This window comes from Winslowiella toletana (assembly GCF_017875465.1).
Lineage (GTDB): Bacteria > Pseudomonadota > Gammaproteobacteria > Enterobacterales > Enterobacteriaceae > Erwinia > Erwinia toletana.
This window is the reverse complement of record NZ_JAGGMQ010000001.1, coordinates 3,073,714-3,091,057: the sequence shown is the minus strand read 5'-3', so window position 1 is coordinate 3,091,057 and position 17,344 is coordinate 3,073,714. Positions and strand designations below refer to the sequence as shown.

The window sequence follows — 17,344 nt, the reverse complement described above, 5'->3', positions numbered from 1 at the left end:
GCATGCGAAATAAGACGGATAGTAGCATCAATGTGACCGGGTTAAAGTGATTAAACCTTCAACATCTTCTGAGGAAATGATTATGTCCAGAACATGGTTTATCACCGGCACCTCTTCCGGCTTTGGCCGCGAAATGACAGAAACCCTGCTGGCGCGCGGCGATCGCGTGGCCGCTACTTTACGTAATCCGGCACAGCTCGACGATCTGCAACAGCGCTACGGTACAGCGTTGTGGGTAGCGCCGCTGGATGTGACGGATACCCCGGCGGTACATGCAGTGATTAATCGCGCTTTTGACCAACTGGGGCGAATTGATGTGATCGTCAGCAACGCCGGTTACGGACTTGGCGGCGCTGCCGAAGAGCTGAGCGACGAGCAGATCGTGCAACAAATTAACACCAATGTGATTGGCTCCATTCAGGTGACGCGGGCGGTGCTGCCGCATCTGCGTCGGCAGGGCGGTGGCCGCATTCTGCAAATCTCTTCGATGGGCGGACAAATTGTGTTTCCCGGCCTGAGCCTGTATCACACCACCAAATGGGCGATTGAAGGCTTTATTGAAGCGGTGCGCGAGGAAGTGCGCGGCTTTAATATCGAGTTCACCCTGATTGAACCGGGCACCGCCAACACCGGTTTCCGTGACCGGGGGCTGGTGATGGCAGCAGCGATGGCGGAATATGACGGCACCCCGGGTCATCTGCTGAGTCAGCCTTTCCCATGGATTGGCGATGCGAAAAAGATGGTGCGTGAAATGATTGCCAGTGTCGATCGCTCCCCTGCCCCGCATCGTCTGGCGCTGGGCAGCGACGCTTACAATCTGATTAAAGCGGCGCTGGAACAGCGCCTGGCCGATCTGGAAGCCGATAAAGCGATTACCCTGTCAACGGATCTGGATGAGGTGTAGACCACGGGCGGCGAAAACGCCGCCCCTACGCAGCTCCCCTGTAGGGGCGGCGTTTTTGCCGCCCTGTCCCCCCGGCAACCAGCGCTGCACTGCGGTTATTTATTCAGCAACAACCCAAATAGCAAGGAATCAGAGGTAACCCCCTCCACGCACCAGCGCTCCCTCATCACCCCTTCCTGCTGAAAGCCCATGCGTTGCAGCATGCGGATCGAAGCCAGATTGTGCGGATTCACATCCGCCTCCAGCCGCCGCAGCGACATTTGCTGCCGTAAGAAGGCGAAAAAGTACTGCAGCGCTTCCGTCATGTACCCCCGACCCTGCGCCTCGCTGGCCAGGCAGTAGCCGATAGCGCCGCGCTGCGATCCCTGATGATGGTGAAAGAAAATGCACATTCCAATGCACTGATTATCGGGTTTGGCGGTGAGCGCCAGCTTCAGATACTCGCCGCTGGCCATGGCCTCCATATCAGCGGCAATCCCCTCTTCGGCCTGTGAGATCTGCTGCCAGGGCCGGTGCCCCCAATATTTCATCACTTGCGGATCGCGCATAATGGCGAACCAGCTGGCGGCATCGCCACGAGTAATCGGGCGCAAAATCAGGCGTGGGGTTTCAATCACTACGGTGGTGTAATTCATCATATGCTCCTTGCGATGGTTAGCCGTAATTTAACCATAGTTGCCGCCAGCGTGCGATTAAGATTAAGAGGATCAGGCAATCATCAGAGAGCCTGAGATATTCGCGCAGACCATGGCTGCCAGTATCATTTTCTCCTGCTGGGACAGTTAGCCAGCTTGCCGATTTTATCGCCAAAGGAGAGTCCTGTGTCTGATATTAAAAACAAAATTATCGCCATTACCGGCGCCAGTAGTGGCATCGGTGAAGCCGCCGCCCGCCTGCTCGCGCTGAAAGGCGCGCGAGTGATCGTTGGCGCGCGCCGCACCGATCGGCTGGAGAAGCTGGTCAACGAGCTACGCGCACAAGGGGCGGAAATTATCGCTCAGCCGCTGGATGTCACCAGCCTCGCCAGTATGGAAGCCTTTATTGAATGCGCCAGAGAGCGTTTTGGCAGGCTGGATGCGCTGGTGAATAACGCCGGTGTGATGCCGCTTTCACCACTGGCGGCGCGCAAGATCGATGAGTGGAACCAGATGATTGACGTCAATATTCGCGGCGTACTGCATGGCATCGCCGCGGCGCAACCGCTGATGGAGCAACAGCGGCACGGTCATATCATCAATATCTCGTCGATTGGCGGCCTGAGCGTCTCGCCAACCGCAGCAGTGTACTGCGCGACAAAATATGCGGTGCGCGCCATTTCTGATGGACTGCGCCAGGAAACCGATATCCTGCGCGTTACGGTGATTTGCCCTGGCGTGGTGGAGTCTGAACTGGCCGACACGATCTCGGATGAAAGCGCCCGTGCCGCAATGAAGTCATGGCGCAGCATCGCTATTACACCTGATGCGATTGCCCGCGCCATTGTCTACGCGCTGGAGCAGCCGCAGGATGTGGATGTCAGTGAACTGGTGATCCGCCCGACCGCCAGTCCGCACTAACCGTTAACCGGCCATTTCGATGGCCGGTTCCAGCCGTAAAATACGCTTCATATACTGCGCTTCCTGCTGCGGAGTGCGGCCAAAAAAGCGTTTAAACTCTCGACTAAACTGCGACGGACTTTCATAGCCCACCTGCGCGGAAGCCGCCGCCGCCGAAGCGCCGCCACGAATCATCAGCAGGCGCGCCTGATGCAGCCGTGTCGATTTCAGATACTGCATCGGCGAGCTTTGTGTCACCGCTTTAAAATGGGCATGGAAGGCGGGCACACTCATCCCCACCTGACGCGCCAGATCCGCCACCGCAAAATGTTGCGCAAAACCGGTTTGCAGCAGGTTTAACGCCTGAGCGATCTGCGCAAAATGCCCCTGATGTGACAGCGCCGCACGCATCGCCGCCCCCTGCTCGCCCATCAGTACCCGGTAGTAGATCTCCCGCAGTAAGCCCGGCCCCAGCGCTTTAGCCTCTGAGGATACTGTCAGGGATTCCAGTAGTCGCAATACTGCGCCGCCCAGGCGATCGTCCAGCGGCGTTGACGCCATCGACAAGGGTGACACCGCCCGGTTATCGCCCGGCTTATCCAGGGTCAGCAGTAAGTCAGCCAGCACCGCCAGATCAAGGCGCAATGAAATCGCCAGCATCGGCTCTTCGGCACTGGCTTCAGTGGCGCTGGCAAACGGCAACGGCACCGACAGCACCAGGTACTGCTGAGCATCGTAAATATATTCGCCGTCGCCGAGAAAGCCGCGTTTACGTCCCTGGCAAACCACCACAATGCAGGGCTCATACAACACCGGGGTTCGCGCCAGCGGCACATCCGATCGCAACAGCCGCACATCCGGCAGTAGCGTCCGGGTATAGCCGGTGGCGGGCGCCAGCTGAGCGATCAGCGCGGCCATCTGTTTTCTGCGTTGCTCAGCCACCCACTGTCCATCCGCCATGATTAAATTAAGCGCAATACCGCATCGGTAATCGCTGCGGTACTCTGGGTCTGGTTTAACGGAATTTCTGCCGTCACCCGCTCCAGCGCCTGCATAATGCCCTGCGCCGCCGCTTGTTCGCCGAGATGCTCCAGCATCAACGCGCCAGACCAGATAGCGGCAAGCGGATTAGCGATATTTTGTCCGGCAATATCCGGCGCCGAGCCGTGTACCGGTTCAAACATCGATGGCATAGCCGGATCGGGATTAAGGTTGGCTGAGGCAGCATAGCCCAGCCCGCCCTGAATCGCGGCGCCGAGATCGGTCAGAATATCGCCAAACAGGTTAGAAGCCACCACCACATCCAGCGATTCAGGCTGCATCACAAAACGCGCGGCAATCGCGTCGATATGGTAGCGCGTCACTTTGACATCGGGATACTCTTTGGCAATTTCGTCGGTGATTTCATCCCACATCACCATGGTGTATTTCTGCGCATTAGATTTAGTCACCGATGCCAGGCGTCCGCTGCGCTGCCGCGCGGCTTCAAAGCCATAACGCAGAATCCGCTCCACGCCCTGACGGGTGAAAATCGAAGTTTCTACCGCCACTTCCTGCGGCGTGCCCTGATGGATACGACCACCGGCACCGCTGTATTCACCTTCGGTGTTTTCACGAATGCAGAGGATATCGAAATTCTCCTCGCGCAGCGGACCGCGCACGCCCGGCAACAGACGATGCGGGCGCACATTGGCAAACAGGTCGAACTGCTTACGAATCGGCAGCAGCAGACCATGCAGCGACACATTATCCGGTACTCGCTGCGGCCAGCCCACCGCGCCAAGCAGAATGGCATTAAACTGGCGCAACGTGGCGATGCCATCTTCCGGCATCATCTCGCCATGTTCGAGATAGTAATCACAGGACCAGGGAAACCATTCGCCCTGCAGGCTGAAGTGATGCTTTGCCGCACTCAGCTCCAGCACCTGCCAGGCCGCTTTAATCACATCGACGCCAATGCCGTCGCCCGGGATTACCGCCACTTTATAGTTGTTCATTGACTCCCTCTCAAACAGTTATCAGCTCAGGGTAAAATAACTTAACACTTCGCAACCGCGTCCGACCGATGGCGTGGCAATCACTTTGCCTGCGGCAATATCAATCACGCTTAGCGTGCCATCATCTTCATTGGCAATCAGCAGGGTGCGATTATCCGGGCTAAAGCAGCCGTCCATCGGCTTATTGCCGACATGAATCTGTTTCAGCGGCGTCAGCATGCCATCAAACAGGGTGATCATCGGTTCACCGTCGCCAATCACCACCAGCAGTCCACCATCTTCGCTAAAGCGCGCAATTTGCGCTGCTTTTTTATGTCCTGGCAGCGGCAGATGATGCCGAATACGGTGACTTTCCGCATCGAGAATATAGAGCAGTGGTCTTTCGGCATCAGTCGCCACCAGATACGGATAGCGCGACGACGCGGCAATACCGTTAATCGCCCGCGGCATCAAAATATTTTCCACCACTTCGCCATGGGCGGTACAGAGATCGATCACCGTGATAGTGGCATCTTCTTCGTTCTCGGTGAATAACTTACGTCCCGACGGCAAAATAGTCAGGCGATGACTGTTATGCGAAGGCAGCGCAATCTGATCAACCGGCAGATCAGTATTCGGATCAATCACCAGGATGGTGGCGCTGTTTTCGCAACAGATATAGACGCGCCCGTCCCTGCCAAGACGCGCGGTATGCGGCGAAACCAGCGGACGAATATCAATAAAGTGGCTGAGCTGGCGTTTAACCAGGTCGATCACCGCGATTTTATGGCCGGGATGGGGATTATCGCCATGGATGCCATCGCCGAAGATCGGCACATAAGCTTTGTTGTGCTGCGGCAGGATCAACAATTCATGGGGACGGAGCGGAAAGGCGTTAAGTTGCTGCTCGACGGCAAAGGTTTGTGGGTTAAGAAACAGGACGTTACTGCCCTGTTTGTCAACAGCGATCAGGCCGGATTGCGCTTTTGTCATGTTGTTCTCCTTGCTGACAAGTGAGAAGTCACTGCTTTAAGCGTAGTTCATCCGTCATCACGGAAAGCGGCGCGCAGCCAGTGGGTAAACCCGGTGACCGCACGCGGCGCCTGCGCAGTGTAAGGCCGCACAATCCACAGCTTATCGGCAAAAGCGCCCACCGCGCGCCATTGCGGCAGAATCACCTGCAGGCTGCCATTATCCAGCGCGGCCTGCGCACTAAAATCCGGCAGCATCGCGATACCCAGCCCATCAAGCGCCGCATCACGGATCGATTCGCTATTGTTGGTGGCAAAAGGGCCGCTGACGCTGACCGTTACCTGCTCGCTGGCCGACTCGCGATGGGCAAAGGTCCAGCGTGGCGGCTCAACGCCGCGCGGATAGTAGAGACACTGATGCTGATGCAGCTGTGGTGGCGACTGGGGTTTGCCGTGCGCAGCTATATAGCCGGGTGAGGCCACCAGCAGTGCGCGCGTATCACACAGCGGCAGCGCCACATGGGTTTCCGGCAGCGCATTACTGTGGCGGATCGCCAGATCAAAGCCTTCGCTGGCCAGCGAAACCAGGCGGTCGGAGACTTCCAGCTGCACCCTCACCTGCGGATGCTGGCGCAGAAAAGAGCTGATATGCGGCACCAGCTGCTGACGGGCAAACGCCACCGGCGCAGTTACCCGCACCAGACCGCGCAGCGGGCCGCTGGAGTCGCGCACGCTATAAAAACTTTGCGCAATCTGGGAAAAGGGCGCGCGCAGATCTTCTACCAGCTTCTCGCCGGCGCTGGTCAGCCGTACGCTGCGTGTGGTGCGTTGCACCAGCGCCACCCCGGCCATCTGTTCCAGCTGCTTTATTTTCTGGCTCATCGCCGCTTTACTGACTTCCAGCCGCTCTGCCGCACGCGTGAAACTGCCCTGCTCAGCCAGCACTGTCAGCCAGTGAAGATGCATCCATAACGCTTCAGTTTTCAGTTCTTTCATCAGGATTGTTCACAATAGTAAATAATCAATTTAAGTATAGCGCTTTTTCTTTGTCGTCAGCAGGTTCAGGATAACCCTGTCAGCTTATCCTTTTCGCAATGTCATCAGGAGTGTCTATGCCATTATTACAGTTCGATGTTATCCAGGGCCGCTCAGAATCTGAAATGCAAACGTTGCTCGATGCCGCGCACCGTGCCGTACTGACCGCCTTCGAAGTACCGCAACGTGATCGTTATCAGATTGTTCACGAAAATAAAAGATATCAGATGGTATTTGAAGATACCGGCCTTGGTCTGCAACGCAGCGACAATCTGGTGATGGTGCGGGTATTTACCAGCCCACGCAGCGACGAACAGAAACAATTTTTTATGGCGGAGCTGGCGCGCGAGTTTAAACAGAGCTGCGGTATTGAAGGCAGCGATCTGATGATCTCTTTTATTACCAATGGCAAAGGTGACTGGAGCTTTGGCAACGGCGTTGCCCAGTATATGACTGGCGAGTTATAACCTCTTCCCCCCACGGACCAGTCTCCCTCTCGCTGCTGGTCCGCTGCTTTTTTAGCCCAATTCTGATTCAGCCCGCATTTCTGTCAGTGTCAGTTGCCTGCCCGCAGCTGCCGCGCTAAATTGGACTGTGGTATCGCTGCCATCTCAGGAGGCTGAGCGCCAGGGAAAGTGCTTAATGATAAAGAGAGGAATTGATGTCGTCTGAACTACTTTCAGTTGTTTTATTTTTGGTTGCGATTTTCGTTTATGCAATAAAAGCCGGGCGAAATAAATTTTGGTTCAGTGTTATTTTAATTATCTCAGGCGCATTTGTGATACTGAATGCCACTTTATTTGCCAGTAACTATTTTACCGGCGACGGCATTAACGATGCCGTTATCTATACCTTAACCAACAGCATGGAAGGCGCAGGGATCAGTAAATATGTGCTGCCCGCCATTGGACTGATTCTGGCGCTGTTTCTGATTTTTTGTCTGCTGTCGTGGATATTGCTGCGCCGCAAAGAGCATCCGCACCATATTGGCTACAGCCTGCTGGCAGTCTTGCTGGCGCTGGCCTCAATCAAAACCACGCCCGCTTTTCAGCAGGTGTTTGAACTGGTGCGTTCCCAGACGCGACAGGGTGATTCTGATTTCGCCGCTCACTATAAAGTGCCACATAAAACCATGACCGGCAGTAAGCGCAATCTGGTCTATATCTATGCGGAAAGTCTTGAACGTACCTGGTTTGATGAGCAGGCTTTTCCCGGGCTGACAGCGGCGTTAAGTGCAGTCAAAGATAATGCGATTGATTTTAGTCAGACGGAACAACTGCCCGGCACCGAATATACCATTGCCGGAATGGTCGCTTCCCAGTGCGGTATTCCGTTATTTGCTCCGTTTAGTGGTAATGCCTCCGCAGCGCTGTCGAGCTTCTATCCGGAAAATATCTGTCTCGGCGATATTCTGAAGGCCTCCGGTTACGACAACTATTTTATGCAGGGCGCCGATCTGCGCTTTGCCGGTAAAGATCTGTTCCTGAAATCCCACGGTTTCGACAGCAAAAATATGTATGGTTTGCAGGAGCTGGAACCGCTGGTGGAGGATACTAAATATCGCAATAACTGGGGTTATTACGACGATACAGTGCTGGATGAGGTATGGCAGAAATTTACCCAACTGTCGCAACAGAAAAAACCCTTTGCGCTATTTACCCTGACGGTGGATACCCATCACCCTGACGGCTTTATCTCGCGCAGCTGCCAGCGTAAAAGTTACAGCATGGACGGCAAAGCCAACCAGTCATTTAGCGCGGTAACCTGTAGTCAGGAGCATATCGCCCGACTGATTGAGCGCATTAAAGCCTCGCCTTACTTTAAAAATACCGTGATTGTGGTCTCCAGCGACCATCTGGCAATGAACAATACCGCTTATAAATATCTCATCAAACAGGATCGCAAAAACCTGTTCTTTATTGTACGCGGCGATCAGCCGGACAGCGCACTGATCCCGGTGAAACGCAGCTCACTGGATAATGGCGCCACAGTGCTGGATATTTTAGGCGGCGATAACTATATCGGTCTGGGACGTAGCAGTCTGTCCGGCATATCGCTCTCCTCCTCGTTTCTCAATATGAAAGATAAAATTAACGAGTGGAAGCCGGATATCGTGCGGTTATGGAATTTCCCGAAAACCATTACCAGTTATGTTATCGATCAAAAAAACGGCGACTTTAGTTTTTCCGGCGCGAGTTTTAAATTGCCACTGCTGCTGCGCGTCACCAACGGCAAAGTTGAACCGTTGCCGGAAGGGGAATACTCCGCGCCGCTGCGCTATCAGCTGGCCGATTTTACCGCTGATGATAAATTTATCTGGGTGGATAAATGCTACAAAATGGCGCGTATGTGGGCACCTGATTTAGCGCTCTCTAATCAGCTGTGTGTCTCCAGCGGACAGCTCAATAGCCAGCCCGAAGTGATGCTGATTAAAGAGGATATCTATAAAGGCAAGGTTAACTTTAAAGCGCTCAAAGGTGACGAAAAGCAGTTCACACAGAATATCGCCAGGCTGAAAATTCTCGATAACGATATTCGCTACCAGGCTGACAGCTTTATTTTTAATCTGCCTGGCGCACCACAAACGGTGAAACAGTTTAGCGGTATTTCACGCCCGGAAGAGTGGGGACGCTGGTCGAATGCTAATCTGGCCGCGGAAGTGAAAATAGAGTACAGCGAACCGTTGCCGGAAAGTTTTGATCTGGTGATCACCGCGCGGGCGATCGGCCCGAATATTCACCGGCCAATACCAATTAGCGTCGGCGAGGATAAGCAGCAACTTAATCTGGGCGAGCAGGACACCACCACCACCCTGCACTTCCGCAATCCGGCTAAAGTGGACACGCTGGTGATTGTGCCGCCGGAGCCGCTGTTATCCAATGAAGGCAATATCACCGGTCACGAGCCGCGCCGGCTGGGGATTGGGATGGTGGATATTAAGATTGTGCCAACGGTGCAGTAGTGGGTTAAGGGCTGGCGGCGCAGGGGCTGCGCCGCTGACAAATTCAACCCTGGCGCAAGCTCTGCAATGACTGAATCTGCTGCCCTTCGCTGTCAAAATTACGACTATCCAGCCATAACGTCAGCGCCTGCTTCACCACCGGCCATTCGGCATCGATAATTGAAAACCAGGTTGTGTCGCGCGTGCGTCCCTTATACACCACAGCCTGGCGAAACAGTCCTTCAAACTGAAACCCTAAGCGCAGAGCCGCTTTGCGCGATGGCAGATTGCAGCTATCACATTTCCACTCATAGCGGCGATAGCCCAGTTGCTCAAACGCCAGCGTCATCAGCAGATAGTGGGCTTCGGTGGCCATTGCCGTCTGCTTTAACAGCGGTGAAAACGCCACATGTCCAACCTCCATCGCGCCATGCTGCGGATCGATACGCATCAGTGATAGCGAGCCAACCGCGCGATCGGTGGTTTTATCGATAACCGCAAAATGCAACGGATCCTCACTGGCTGCCATTGACTGCGCATGGCGCAGGTAACTGGCGAAATCGCTAAACGGCTCGGCAAACATATAGGTCCAGTCGCGACCATCGGGCGCCAGCGCAAAGGCGGCATAGAGATCGGCGGCGTGTTTCTCCACATCAATCGGTTCAAGACGGCAATATTGCCCGTCGAGGGTGATACGCGATGGCAATGCGCGCGGCGTCCAGTCTGGCAGGTCCGCACCCACAGGCTGGCCATATTGGTTGGTAACTGATGTCATTGATGATCTCCTGGCTGACAATGATGATCACTAATCTGGCCCATAAGTGGACCATTAGAAAGATCCACTTATGCAGGATTTTAGCGATCCACATTGATTCTCAGTCTGGTATGGGCCTCAATCGATTTAGCTGATATCTCTCTCGCAAATTCTGCCCCTGATAGTTGAATAGAAAGCCACAATTATGCTGTAATTTTCCTCATAGCTGAAAATAAAAGGAATTATTTGATGGCTATTTATTTACGGCTTATTGGCAGGCAAATAAATAACTCTTAGCCATAATGGCCAGGTGATAAGGATATCCGATGCCGAATAAACACTATCACGATCCCATGGTATTAAATCCACATCGGCTTTTTACCGCAGTCGGAACCTGTGGGACTAATCAGCCGGAAGAGGTCAAAAAACTACAGCGTATGATAATGAATGCCGGTTATCAGCAAGCAACCGTGAGCGTGGAGAAGTATTTGCTACTCTGCGACGTGCTGGCATTGAAGAATATAAGGCGGTAATCTGCTCGAAAGCGGCGGGATTAAAAGGCAATCAGGCAGGGGTATTTGTAAAGGTGTATGGTCAGATGGTTGGAGAGATTAGCCATCAGCATCAGATTAGGTTGTTTGAGGTTGTGTATCCCCAAAAAGCACAAGAGACTGAAATATCATATCACAAAAATAATAAAGGCCGGGATGGAGCAATACCCTGGGATTCACTGGATAGTAAAATACGTGATGTGATGGTGGACATTTATTACCAGGAATTTAACGATGCTACTAACCTTTGCAAAGCGGCGATGCAAAACAGTCGAATTGAGTTAATTGAATATATTAAAAATAATGCCAGATTGATGAAATTTGAATCAACAAGAAAAAGGATACCTTACTTAAATGGTTAAGAAAGAAATATTTTTTCACTCCTGTTGGTTTTGCCTTCTGCTATGGCAGAAAAAAACATTCTGGCGGAAGGTAAAGAATCATCGATATGCTATACAGGTATAGATAACCGCCATCAAGGTGAAAACTGCCTTGAAGAAAAATGGAGAGAAAGCAACAAAGAGGTCAATCAGGTTCTGAAAAAAACGTTAGCCTCAATAGAGCACAATCCTGACTATACGGATCCATTTAATAGCAAAAGTGATGAGAGCCGCGGCAACGTTTACCAGCAGAGATTATTAAAATCGCAGGAGATATGGGAAAAGTATAAAGCAGAATTTTGTCTTGCAATCGCCTCTACCACTGGCGAAGAGGGTTTTGATTATCAACCTATTATTAAGCAGTGCGAAATCAATATGAATAAACGTCGTGTTGAGGAAATCAAACTGATGGGTGAACCACAACCAGCATTGCCAGGTAGCTGATGCTTTATAAAACAGCTCAGAATCCGGCACTACTGATAACGAATAGCGGCGATTACCTTAACGTCGCTTAACCCCATACCTCTTCTGCGATCTCTTTAATCAGCGCGATCCTGGCCCATTGCTGCTCTTCAGTAAGCGCATTGCCCTCCTCCGTGGAGGTAAGCAACACTGAGTACTCAGACACAGACGCTCCAGCGGGATCTAAGTCATCCAGTTGAAGATTGCGGCAACCGTCAACATAGAGTTCAGCGATAACGGTCTGATAGCTGCGGGTAATATCTTCGATTAATTCCTGCTTACACTAATAAGTGAAGCCGTAGTCAGAAATAAATTCACCGGTCCTGAGAAAACCTTACGTTATTATTAACGGTGGTTTAACGTTAGTAATCTTATCACTATAACGGTAATCCTCCCATTTTTAACGGAGGTGATAAGTAGAATCAGGTCATGCGTTGAATATGCTGCATCGGCGTGTAGCCATTCAATGCCATATTCGGACGCTCGTGATTATAAAACCATTGCCAGCGTGTGGCATAGTCCTGCAATTCATCCAGCGAGGAAAACAGGTACTGCCCTAGCCAGTCATAGCGTACTGTACGATTATATCGCTCAATATAAGCGTTCTGCTGAGGTTTACCGGGCTGAATAAAACGCAGGGTTATATTCTGTCGGGCCGCCCATGACATCAGTATCCTGCCTGTATATTCTGGCCCGTTATCGCACCGGATAGCTGCTGGTTTTCCCTTCCATTCAATGAGCTGCTCCAGCGTTCTGACCACCCGACTCGCTGGCAGGGAAAAATCCACCTCAATCGCCAGCGCTTCCCGATTAAAGTCATCGATAACATTCAGTAAACGAACAGAACGTCCATCCGATAGCTGATCATGCATGAAATCCATCGACCAGCATTCGTTGCCACTTTCAGGCACCATCAGTGGCTCAGGTTTATCCCGTTTCAGTCGTTTTTTCGGCTTGATCCGCATGTTAAGCGACAACCCGCAATAAATCCGGTACACCCTTTTATGGTTAAACTGGAAACCTTTTACGTTACGCAGATACAGAAAACACAGGCCAAATCCCCAGTTACGCTGACTGTCAGTGATACGGAGCAGCCAGTCGGCGATGACGTCATTTTCTTCATTTCGTTGCGGCTGGTAGCGATAGCAACTTTCGCTGACAACAAACAGCCGGCAGGCAAAACGCACGCTGACGTTTCGGCTCCTGACGGCTTCTTGCGCCATCTGCTTTCGACGCGATGGCTTCACCACTTTTTTGCCATGGCTTCCTGAATAATTTCGGCCTTGAGACGCTCTTCAGCATACATTTTTTTGAGGCGACGGTTTTCCTCTTCCAGTTCTTTGAGGCGGGTCATCATGGAAGCATCCATCCCGCCAAAGCGTGAACGCCACTTATAGAAACTGGCGTTGCTCATGCCATGCTCGCGGCACAGTTCGGCCACCGGCGTTCCTGCCTCGGCTTGCTTCAGGATGGACATGATCTGGCTGTCAGTGAAACGTGATTTTTTCATAGAGATCTCCCCGGTTCAGGTTACGAGAAAATTCTACTTATGAACACACCGGTTTTTCGGGGGGATTACCTAACCATTTACTTATAGTTATTATTTTATTAGTAAAATTTATTAAACGCGCGACTTAGACCTTATACTACGAGCAAGGCTGGAAATTCGCTGTGAGCGGCACCAGAGTACAAACAGAATAAATGACTGACTGTTTATTAGCCGACGACAAAACAGAGTCGCCGCCAGCGCAACCAGCATCATAACAGCATGACGACTATTGTCGGCCAACAACGCCAGCATTAACTGCACAATCGTCGCAGTAAACAACAGGCTATGCAGCGCGAAAAACAGCTTCAGACCGTGAAGGTAGCCACGGGAAGTCAGGTAGCTTGCCGACAGGATGCTGATAAGAAACAGTATTGATGGCAGGAAAAAACAGAGCGCTCTGACCTGTGGTTGTTGATCGGGCAAGATATGCAGCAGCATCAGCAGATTCAGCACAAATACCACCAAAAAACATAACAAGGCGAGTGCCAGTGAAAAGGCGTTCTGTCGCGGCAACTGTGCAGGAGGGTTAGCAAAATAGCGCTCCAGCTCAATTGTCGAGTGCTGCAACAAACTGCCGTCTTTACGCGCAATAATTTGCTCGGTCTCTCTGCCATGCTGTAGCAGTTTAAAGAAACGTGAACCGGCTATCAAAGTTAAGAGTTGCATTAAATTACCGCAAGAGATTGGATGGTGCCAAAAATATAGCGTCCTGATTTTGAGATATTGCCAGGGGCGGCAATAACGCCACTGACCGCACTACCCGCCAGCGCTGCAGCGCTGGTGACCACCGCTGCAAGTTGTTTTCTCAGTTCATTCTGAATTGGCTCAATGGGAAAACGTTTCGGGTAGAGGCCAGCGCGCAGCGCTATCTTAATTTCTTTAGCCGTAATGCCCGGGTTTTGTACCCGAATAATTAATTCAGTAAGTCGTGCGCGGTCCTGGCGTGAATAATTTTTCAGCCACTCAGTCACTTTTAACGACGATACGGATTTCATCGCGCGATAGGTAGCAACAGCTTCTTTCAAAGCACCACCGGCGCTGGCAAGAGAAATCAGGTCAAGTGCGGTCGAGGTGGTCATATACCAGTTTTGCGAGTCCAGCCATGCAACATTCTCACCACTGGTTTCCCCAATATCATAAAGGCGGTACATCCCATTGATACATTGCAGACCGGTGGCGGCAGCGCCCGCATATCCCAGCGCGACCAGTGCGCCACTGGCACCGGCGGTTATCGGTGTCGCCGCACCGCCCGCAATCGCCACACCAGCAGTAATGATCATGGCGCCACAAGAGAGTACCGTTGAGGCAATCTCGGTGCCTAACGAGGTAGCAGAAACGGCTTCGGAGAGTGTTTTTCCTACGCTGTTTTGTGAACCTTGCGGCGGGGTTTTGGTGACAATCACATGCGTGACAACGCCGCTCTGTCCGTTCGGATGCCTGTTGCCGGGTCTCACCAGATATTTATGGGGGCCATCTGCATAGATAATTCCTGCCTGACAAAACTCGCGAGTGCAATCCATTGATGAACCAAGCGCTTTAAAATCAAGATCAGGCGCTCCCTGACCAAAGAGATGCGCGAAATCGTAATCCATCATGCTTTTTTCGGGATTTAAGCCAGGCAGAGCCATTGTTTTTCCTTTTCCTTGTGATCAGGTTATCAGAGTACATAGACCAGCAGTTTACTGGCTAAGCATCACCTGTAATTTATCCGCAACCCGCTATTCATCGGGTAAAATGCACTCCGGGAAAACTAACTCATTTCAATTTGTGTCACAAGGATAAAAGTTAAGAACTGCTAATAGACGTGATGAAGTTACAGCTATATGTCTGGCCCTGCGCTGGTCACTGACACAGCTATATCAGAGGTCCTTGCCCCGTACAATCTCGCCATCTGGCCGTTCAATAAAGACTTTTCTGCCAAAGTAGATAAGCACTACCCCATCGCGAGTGATGCTGATGTGCATCTGGCGATCTTTTACAATACACCTTTCTGCCACCTTTATATCATCGAAGCAGAGCAGATAAGATGTATCTTTACTGGGAAAGGAAGTATCTCCGGGTTTTTCAATCTGATAACCCTCACCAAAATTCCAGAAAGATATCCATCGTAGTCCATTCGTCTCCAGCGCTGGCAGACCATACTTTTCCTTCAGCATGGTTCTGTTTTCCTGCCACCACGCTATCTTTCGATTAATAGTCAGTGGGAAGTTTTTCACCAGAATATCACTGGAAGCTTTCTCATAATGTATCGCAACAATCTCTACCGGACGAGATATCTTCCACAACAAAAGCGAAATTACGATCAACCACAACCCAATTAATATTTTAAATATTAAATATTTCATCTATTTCGCTCTCCGGTGATATCCAGAGTGGCTGACATATTGGTCATAAACGGTTTAAAACCGAACTTTTCCCAACGTTGCAAAACAAACCAGATACGAAAAATAGGGATGTGATGGAAACGAAGGTTCATTATATCTTGAACATCCAGACCAAAATGGTCCTGTCCTTTATAATGTATTTTTGCCCGAAAGCGAGTTTCATCAATATATAATGATTCAATAGTTATCTGAGTAGCGTAAACATCATGAATCGAAACACTTAATCCATTGTACTTATCCAGCCAGGAGTGGCGTCTGAAGTGGTCAAATAATAGCTTTGCGATTTCACGATGATTGGTTGATTGATTAATAATTACCGGGCGGGAAAAAGCGTAATTGCCTGACGGGTATGTCTCAACCTCACTGTTCCAGGGATCAATACCTTCAACGATGGCTTTTAAATTATAATGGCCTTTCAGACAGTGCTCGCTTAAATCACCATACCGCATATCATTAGCATCATAATCATCGAACGTGTTTTTAGTCTGATAAAGTGTAAAGGGAAACTGTAATGCAACCGAGGGGAGTGACATTGAAGATTCCTTCTTATGATTATTGAGCTTCATGCTCTATATCTGCTTTATAACGTAAATGCACGTTTATATAAAATGTGCCTGATCACATATTTCTGATCATTAGTCGTTGGGACGATAATATTTTAATCTTTCGACTGGCACATCGAAAAACCATGACTGTATGTAACGTCTTTAATTTTTCAGACTGCATACAAGTGTCTTATTATGGACGTCAGTAATAAGCAATCGGTTAAAGGGTTTTAGCGCTGACTGATGATAGCGCCGAATGATCACTCCGGCGCCAGCTGGCGGCAGACGCTCAGCACCAGCTGTCGCAGCCAGCGGTGGGCCGGGTCGAGTTCTAAACGCGGATGCCACATCTGCGAAATGGTGATGCCACTGGTTTTTACTGGTAGTTCAAACGCGCTGAGTGTGACGACCGCGCCCTCTACAAGCCGTTGATGGCTAAGGAATGATGCCGGCACCAGCGCCACCAGATCGGATGCCTGCGCCACCGCCAGCGCCGCCGGAAAGCTCGGCACCGTAGCGGCGATATTGCGTTCTAAGCCTATTTCAGCCAGTGCTTTGTCGACAGGCCCGCTCAGCGCGCCACGGCGAGAGGCGACAACATGACCGTAAGCGATATACTGGCTGGCGGACACCTGCGCTTCCAGCGCCAGCGGATGGCCTTTTCTTACCACGCCGACAAAACGATCGCGGAACAGCGCCTGTAAACGTATTTCCGGTCCCATATCGCTTAATACACCCACTTCAAGATCAGCCAGCCCTTCGCGTAAAGGCCTGGCGCTTTTTTCTGCCTTAGGCGCAAAGCGCAGACGCACCAAAGGGGCCACCGTTACTGCAGCGGCAATCAGCGCCGCGCCAAACGCCTCAACAAAACCATCGTTAGCGCGAATGGTAAATGTGCGCTGTAGCGTGGATAAATGCAGTTCTGACGCTGCAGGACGCAGGATGGCGCGCGCGGCAAAAACGGTATTTTGCGTGCGCTCACGTATCTCCTCAGCATAGGGCGTCAGCACCATATTACGCCCTGCCCGCACCAGCAATGGATCGCCAGTCACCGCGCGCAGACGGCTCAGCGTGCGGCTCATCGCCGAAGCACTTAAGTTCAGACGCCGCGCAGCACCCGCCACACTTCCTTCGGCAAGCAGCACATCAAGCGCGATCAGTAAATTGAGGTCAGGTTCAGTCATAACGCATAGTATCCGCTGGTGAAGAGTATGGGAAGGCGTCTGGCTCTCGGCAGCAAAGAGCTAATAATTGTTATTCATAATTATTAATAATCAGGATAAGTCATCGCTGAACGTTCATATATAAAATTATTATTGTGATAGTAACTTTAAAAAATATAAATAACCAAGCATAA

The 17,344-nt window shown here is 51.4% G+C and carries 19 protein-coding genes; 7 read left to right on the top strand and 12 right to left on the bottom strand.

Features of this window, described 5'->3' with window-relative positions:
* Nucleotides 1–82 precede the first annotated feature (82 nt).
* The gene (locus tag J2125_RS14320) at nt 83–904 is read left to right on the top strand and encodes an SDR family oxidoreductase (RefSeq protein WP_017800985.1); all 822 of its coding nucleotides are present in this window, start codon (nt 83–85) and stop codon (nt 902–904) included.
* A gap of 95 nt (nt 905–999) precedes the next feature.
* Here J2125_RS14320 and J2125_RS14315 read toward each other — a convergent pair whose 3' ends face one another.
* Nucleotides 1,000–1,542, bottom strand: a complete 543-nt coding sequence (locus J2125_RS14315) for a GNAT family N-acetyltransferase (protein ID WP_244987155.1) — start codon at nt 1,540–1,542, stop codon at nt 1,000–1,002.
* Between the two features lie 183 nt (nt 1,543–1,725).
* Here J2125_RS14315 and J2125_RS14310 point away from each other — a divergent pair, with 183 nt between their 5' ends.
* Nucleotides 1,726–2,460 (top strand): SDR family oxidoreductase, encoded by a 735-nt coding sequence (locus tag J2125_RS14310; protein ID WP_017800987.1) that lies wholly within the window; start codon nt 1,726–1,728, stop codon nt 2,458–2,460.
* Nucleotides 2,461–2,463: 3 nt separating this feature from the next.
* Here J2125_RS14310 and J2125_RS14305 read toward each other — a convergent pair whose 3' ends face one another.
* The 4 genes from J2125_RS14305 to J2125_RS14290 are packed head-to-tail and all read right to left on the bottom strand — an operon-like array spanning nt 2,464 to nt 6,382.
* On the bottom strand, nt 2,464–3,399 hold the full coding sequence (locus tag J2125_RS14305; protein ID WP_017800988.1) for an AraC family transcriptional regulator: 936 nt from the start codon (nt 3,397–3,399) through the stop codon (nt 2,464–2,466).
* A gap of 2 nt (nt 3,400–3,401) precedes the next feature.
* Nucleotides 3,402–4,436: a tartrate dehydrogenase gene (locus tag J2125_RS14300; RefSeq protein WP_017800989.1), complete on the bottom strand. Its 1,035-nt coding sequence runs from the start codon at nt 4,434–4,436 to the stop codon at nt 3,402–3,404.
* Between the two features lie 21 nt (nt 4,437–4,457).
* A complete protein-coding gene (locus tag J2125_RS14295) occupies nt 4,458–5,408 on the bottom strand; it encodes a YncE family protein (protein ID WP_017800990.1) in 951 nt (316 codons plus the stop codon).
* Between the two features lie 47 nt (nt 5,409–5,455).
* A complete protein-coding gene (locus tag J2125_RS14290; protein ID WP_017800991.1) occupies nt 5,456–6,382 on the bottom strand; it encodes a LysR family transcriptional regulator in 927 nt (308 codons plus the stop codon).
* A 116-nt stretch (nt 6,383–6,498) separates the two neighbouring features.
* Between J2125_RS14290 and J2125_RS14285 the strand changes: the two genes are divergently transcribed.
* Entirely contained in the window at nt 6,499–6,888 is a 390-nt protein-coding gene (locus tag J2125_RS14285) for a tautomerase family protein (RefSeq protein WP_017800992.1), read from the top strand.
* A 194-nt stretch (nt 6,889–7,082) separates the two neighbouring features.
* Nucleotides 7,083–9,383, top strand: a complete 2,301-nt coding sequence (opgB, locus tag J2125_RS14280; RefSeq protein ID WP_017800993.1) for a phosphatidylglycerol--membrane-oligosaccharide glycerophosphotransferase — start codon at nt 7,083–7,085, stop codon at nt 9,381–9,383.
* A gap of 43 nt (nt 9,384–9,426) precedes the next feature.
* Here opgB and J2125_RS14275 read toward each other — a convergent pair whose 3' ends face one another.
* Nucleotides 9,427–10,137: a GNAT family N-acetyltransferase gene (locus J2125_RS14275; protein ID WP_017800994.1), complete on the bottom strand. Its 711-nt coding sequence runs from the start codon at nt 10,135–10,137 to the stop codon at nt 9,427–9,429.
* Between the two features lie 305 nt (nt 10,138–10,442).
* Here J2125_RS14275 and J2125_RS14270 point away from each other — a divergent pair, with 305 nt between their 5' ends.
* From J2125_RS14270 to J2125_RS14260, 3 genes are all read left to right on the top strand, one after another.
* Nucleotides 10,443–10,649, top strand: a complete 207-nt coding sequence (locus tag J2125_RS14270) for a hypothetical protein (RefSeq protein WP_017800995.1) — start codon at nt 10,443–10,445, stop codon at nt 10,647–10,649.
* Between the two features lie 65 nt (nt 10,650–10,714).
* On the top strand, nt 10,715–11,029 hold the full coding sequence (locus J2125_RS14265) for a lysozyme family protein (RefSeq protein WP_017800996.1): 315 nt from the start codon (nt 10,715–10,717) through the stop codon (nt 11,027–11,029).
* A gap of 42 nt (nt 11,030–11,071) precedes the next feature.
* Nucleotides 11,072–11,491, top strand: a complete 420-nt coding sequence (locus J2125_RS14260) for a lysozyme inhibitor LprI family protein (protein WP_017800997.1) — start codon at nt 11,072–11,074, stop codon at nt 11,489–11,491.
* A gap of 440 nt (nt 11,492–11,931) precedes the next feature.
* Here J2125_RS14260 and J2125_RS14250 read toward each other — a convergent pair.
* From J2125_RS14250 to J2125_RS14225, 6 genes are all read right to left on the bottom strand, one after another.
* A protein-coding gene (locus J2125_RS14250; protein ID WP_085939535.1) for an IS3 family transposase occupies nt 11,932–13,019 on the bottom strand; the annotation gives its coding sequence in 2 pieces (ribosomal slippage) (nt 11,932–12,767 and nt 12,767–13,019; 1,089 coding nt in all).
* A gap of 111 nt (nt 13,020–13,130) precedes the next feature.
* Nucleotides 13,131–13,724, bottom strand: a complete 594-nt coding sequence (locus J2125_RS14245; RefSeq protein WP_017800998.1) for a hypothetical protein — start codon at nt 13,722–13,724, stop codon at nt 13,131–13,133.
* Nucleotides 13,724–14,686, bottom strand: coding sequence for an Ssp4 family T6SS effector (locus J2125_RS14240; protein ID WP_017800999.1), 963 nt, complete (start codon nt 14,684–14,686; stop codon nt 13,724–13,726). The genes J2125_RS14245 and J2125_RS14240 overlap by 1 nt, the downstream gene beginning before the upstream one ends.
* Before the next feature lie 231 nt (nt 14,687–14,917).
* The gene (locus J2125_RS14235) at nt 14,918–15,403 is read right to left on the bottom strand and encodes a DUF943 family protein (RefSeq protein ID WP_017801000.1); all 486 of its coding nucleotides are present in this window, start codon (nt 15,401–15,403) and stop codon (nt 14,918–14,920) included.
* Nucleotides 15,400–16,008, bottom strand: coding sequence for a DUF3289 family protein (locus J2125_RS14230; RefSeq protein WP_083865630.1), 609 nt, complete (start codon nt 16,006–16,008; stop codon nt 15,400–15,402). The genes J2125_RS14235 and J2125_RS14230 overlap by 4 nt, the downstream gene beginning before the upstream one ends.
* A 239-nt stretch (nt 16,009–16,247) precedes the next feature.
* On the bottom strand, nt 16,248–17,171 hold the full coding sequence (locus J2125_RS14225) for a LysR family transcriptional regulator (RefSeq protein ID WP_017801002.1): 924 nt from the start codon (nt 17,169–17,171) through the stop codon (nt 16,248–16,250).
* Nucleotides 17,172–17,344 lie beyond the last annotated feature (173 nt).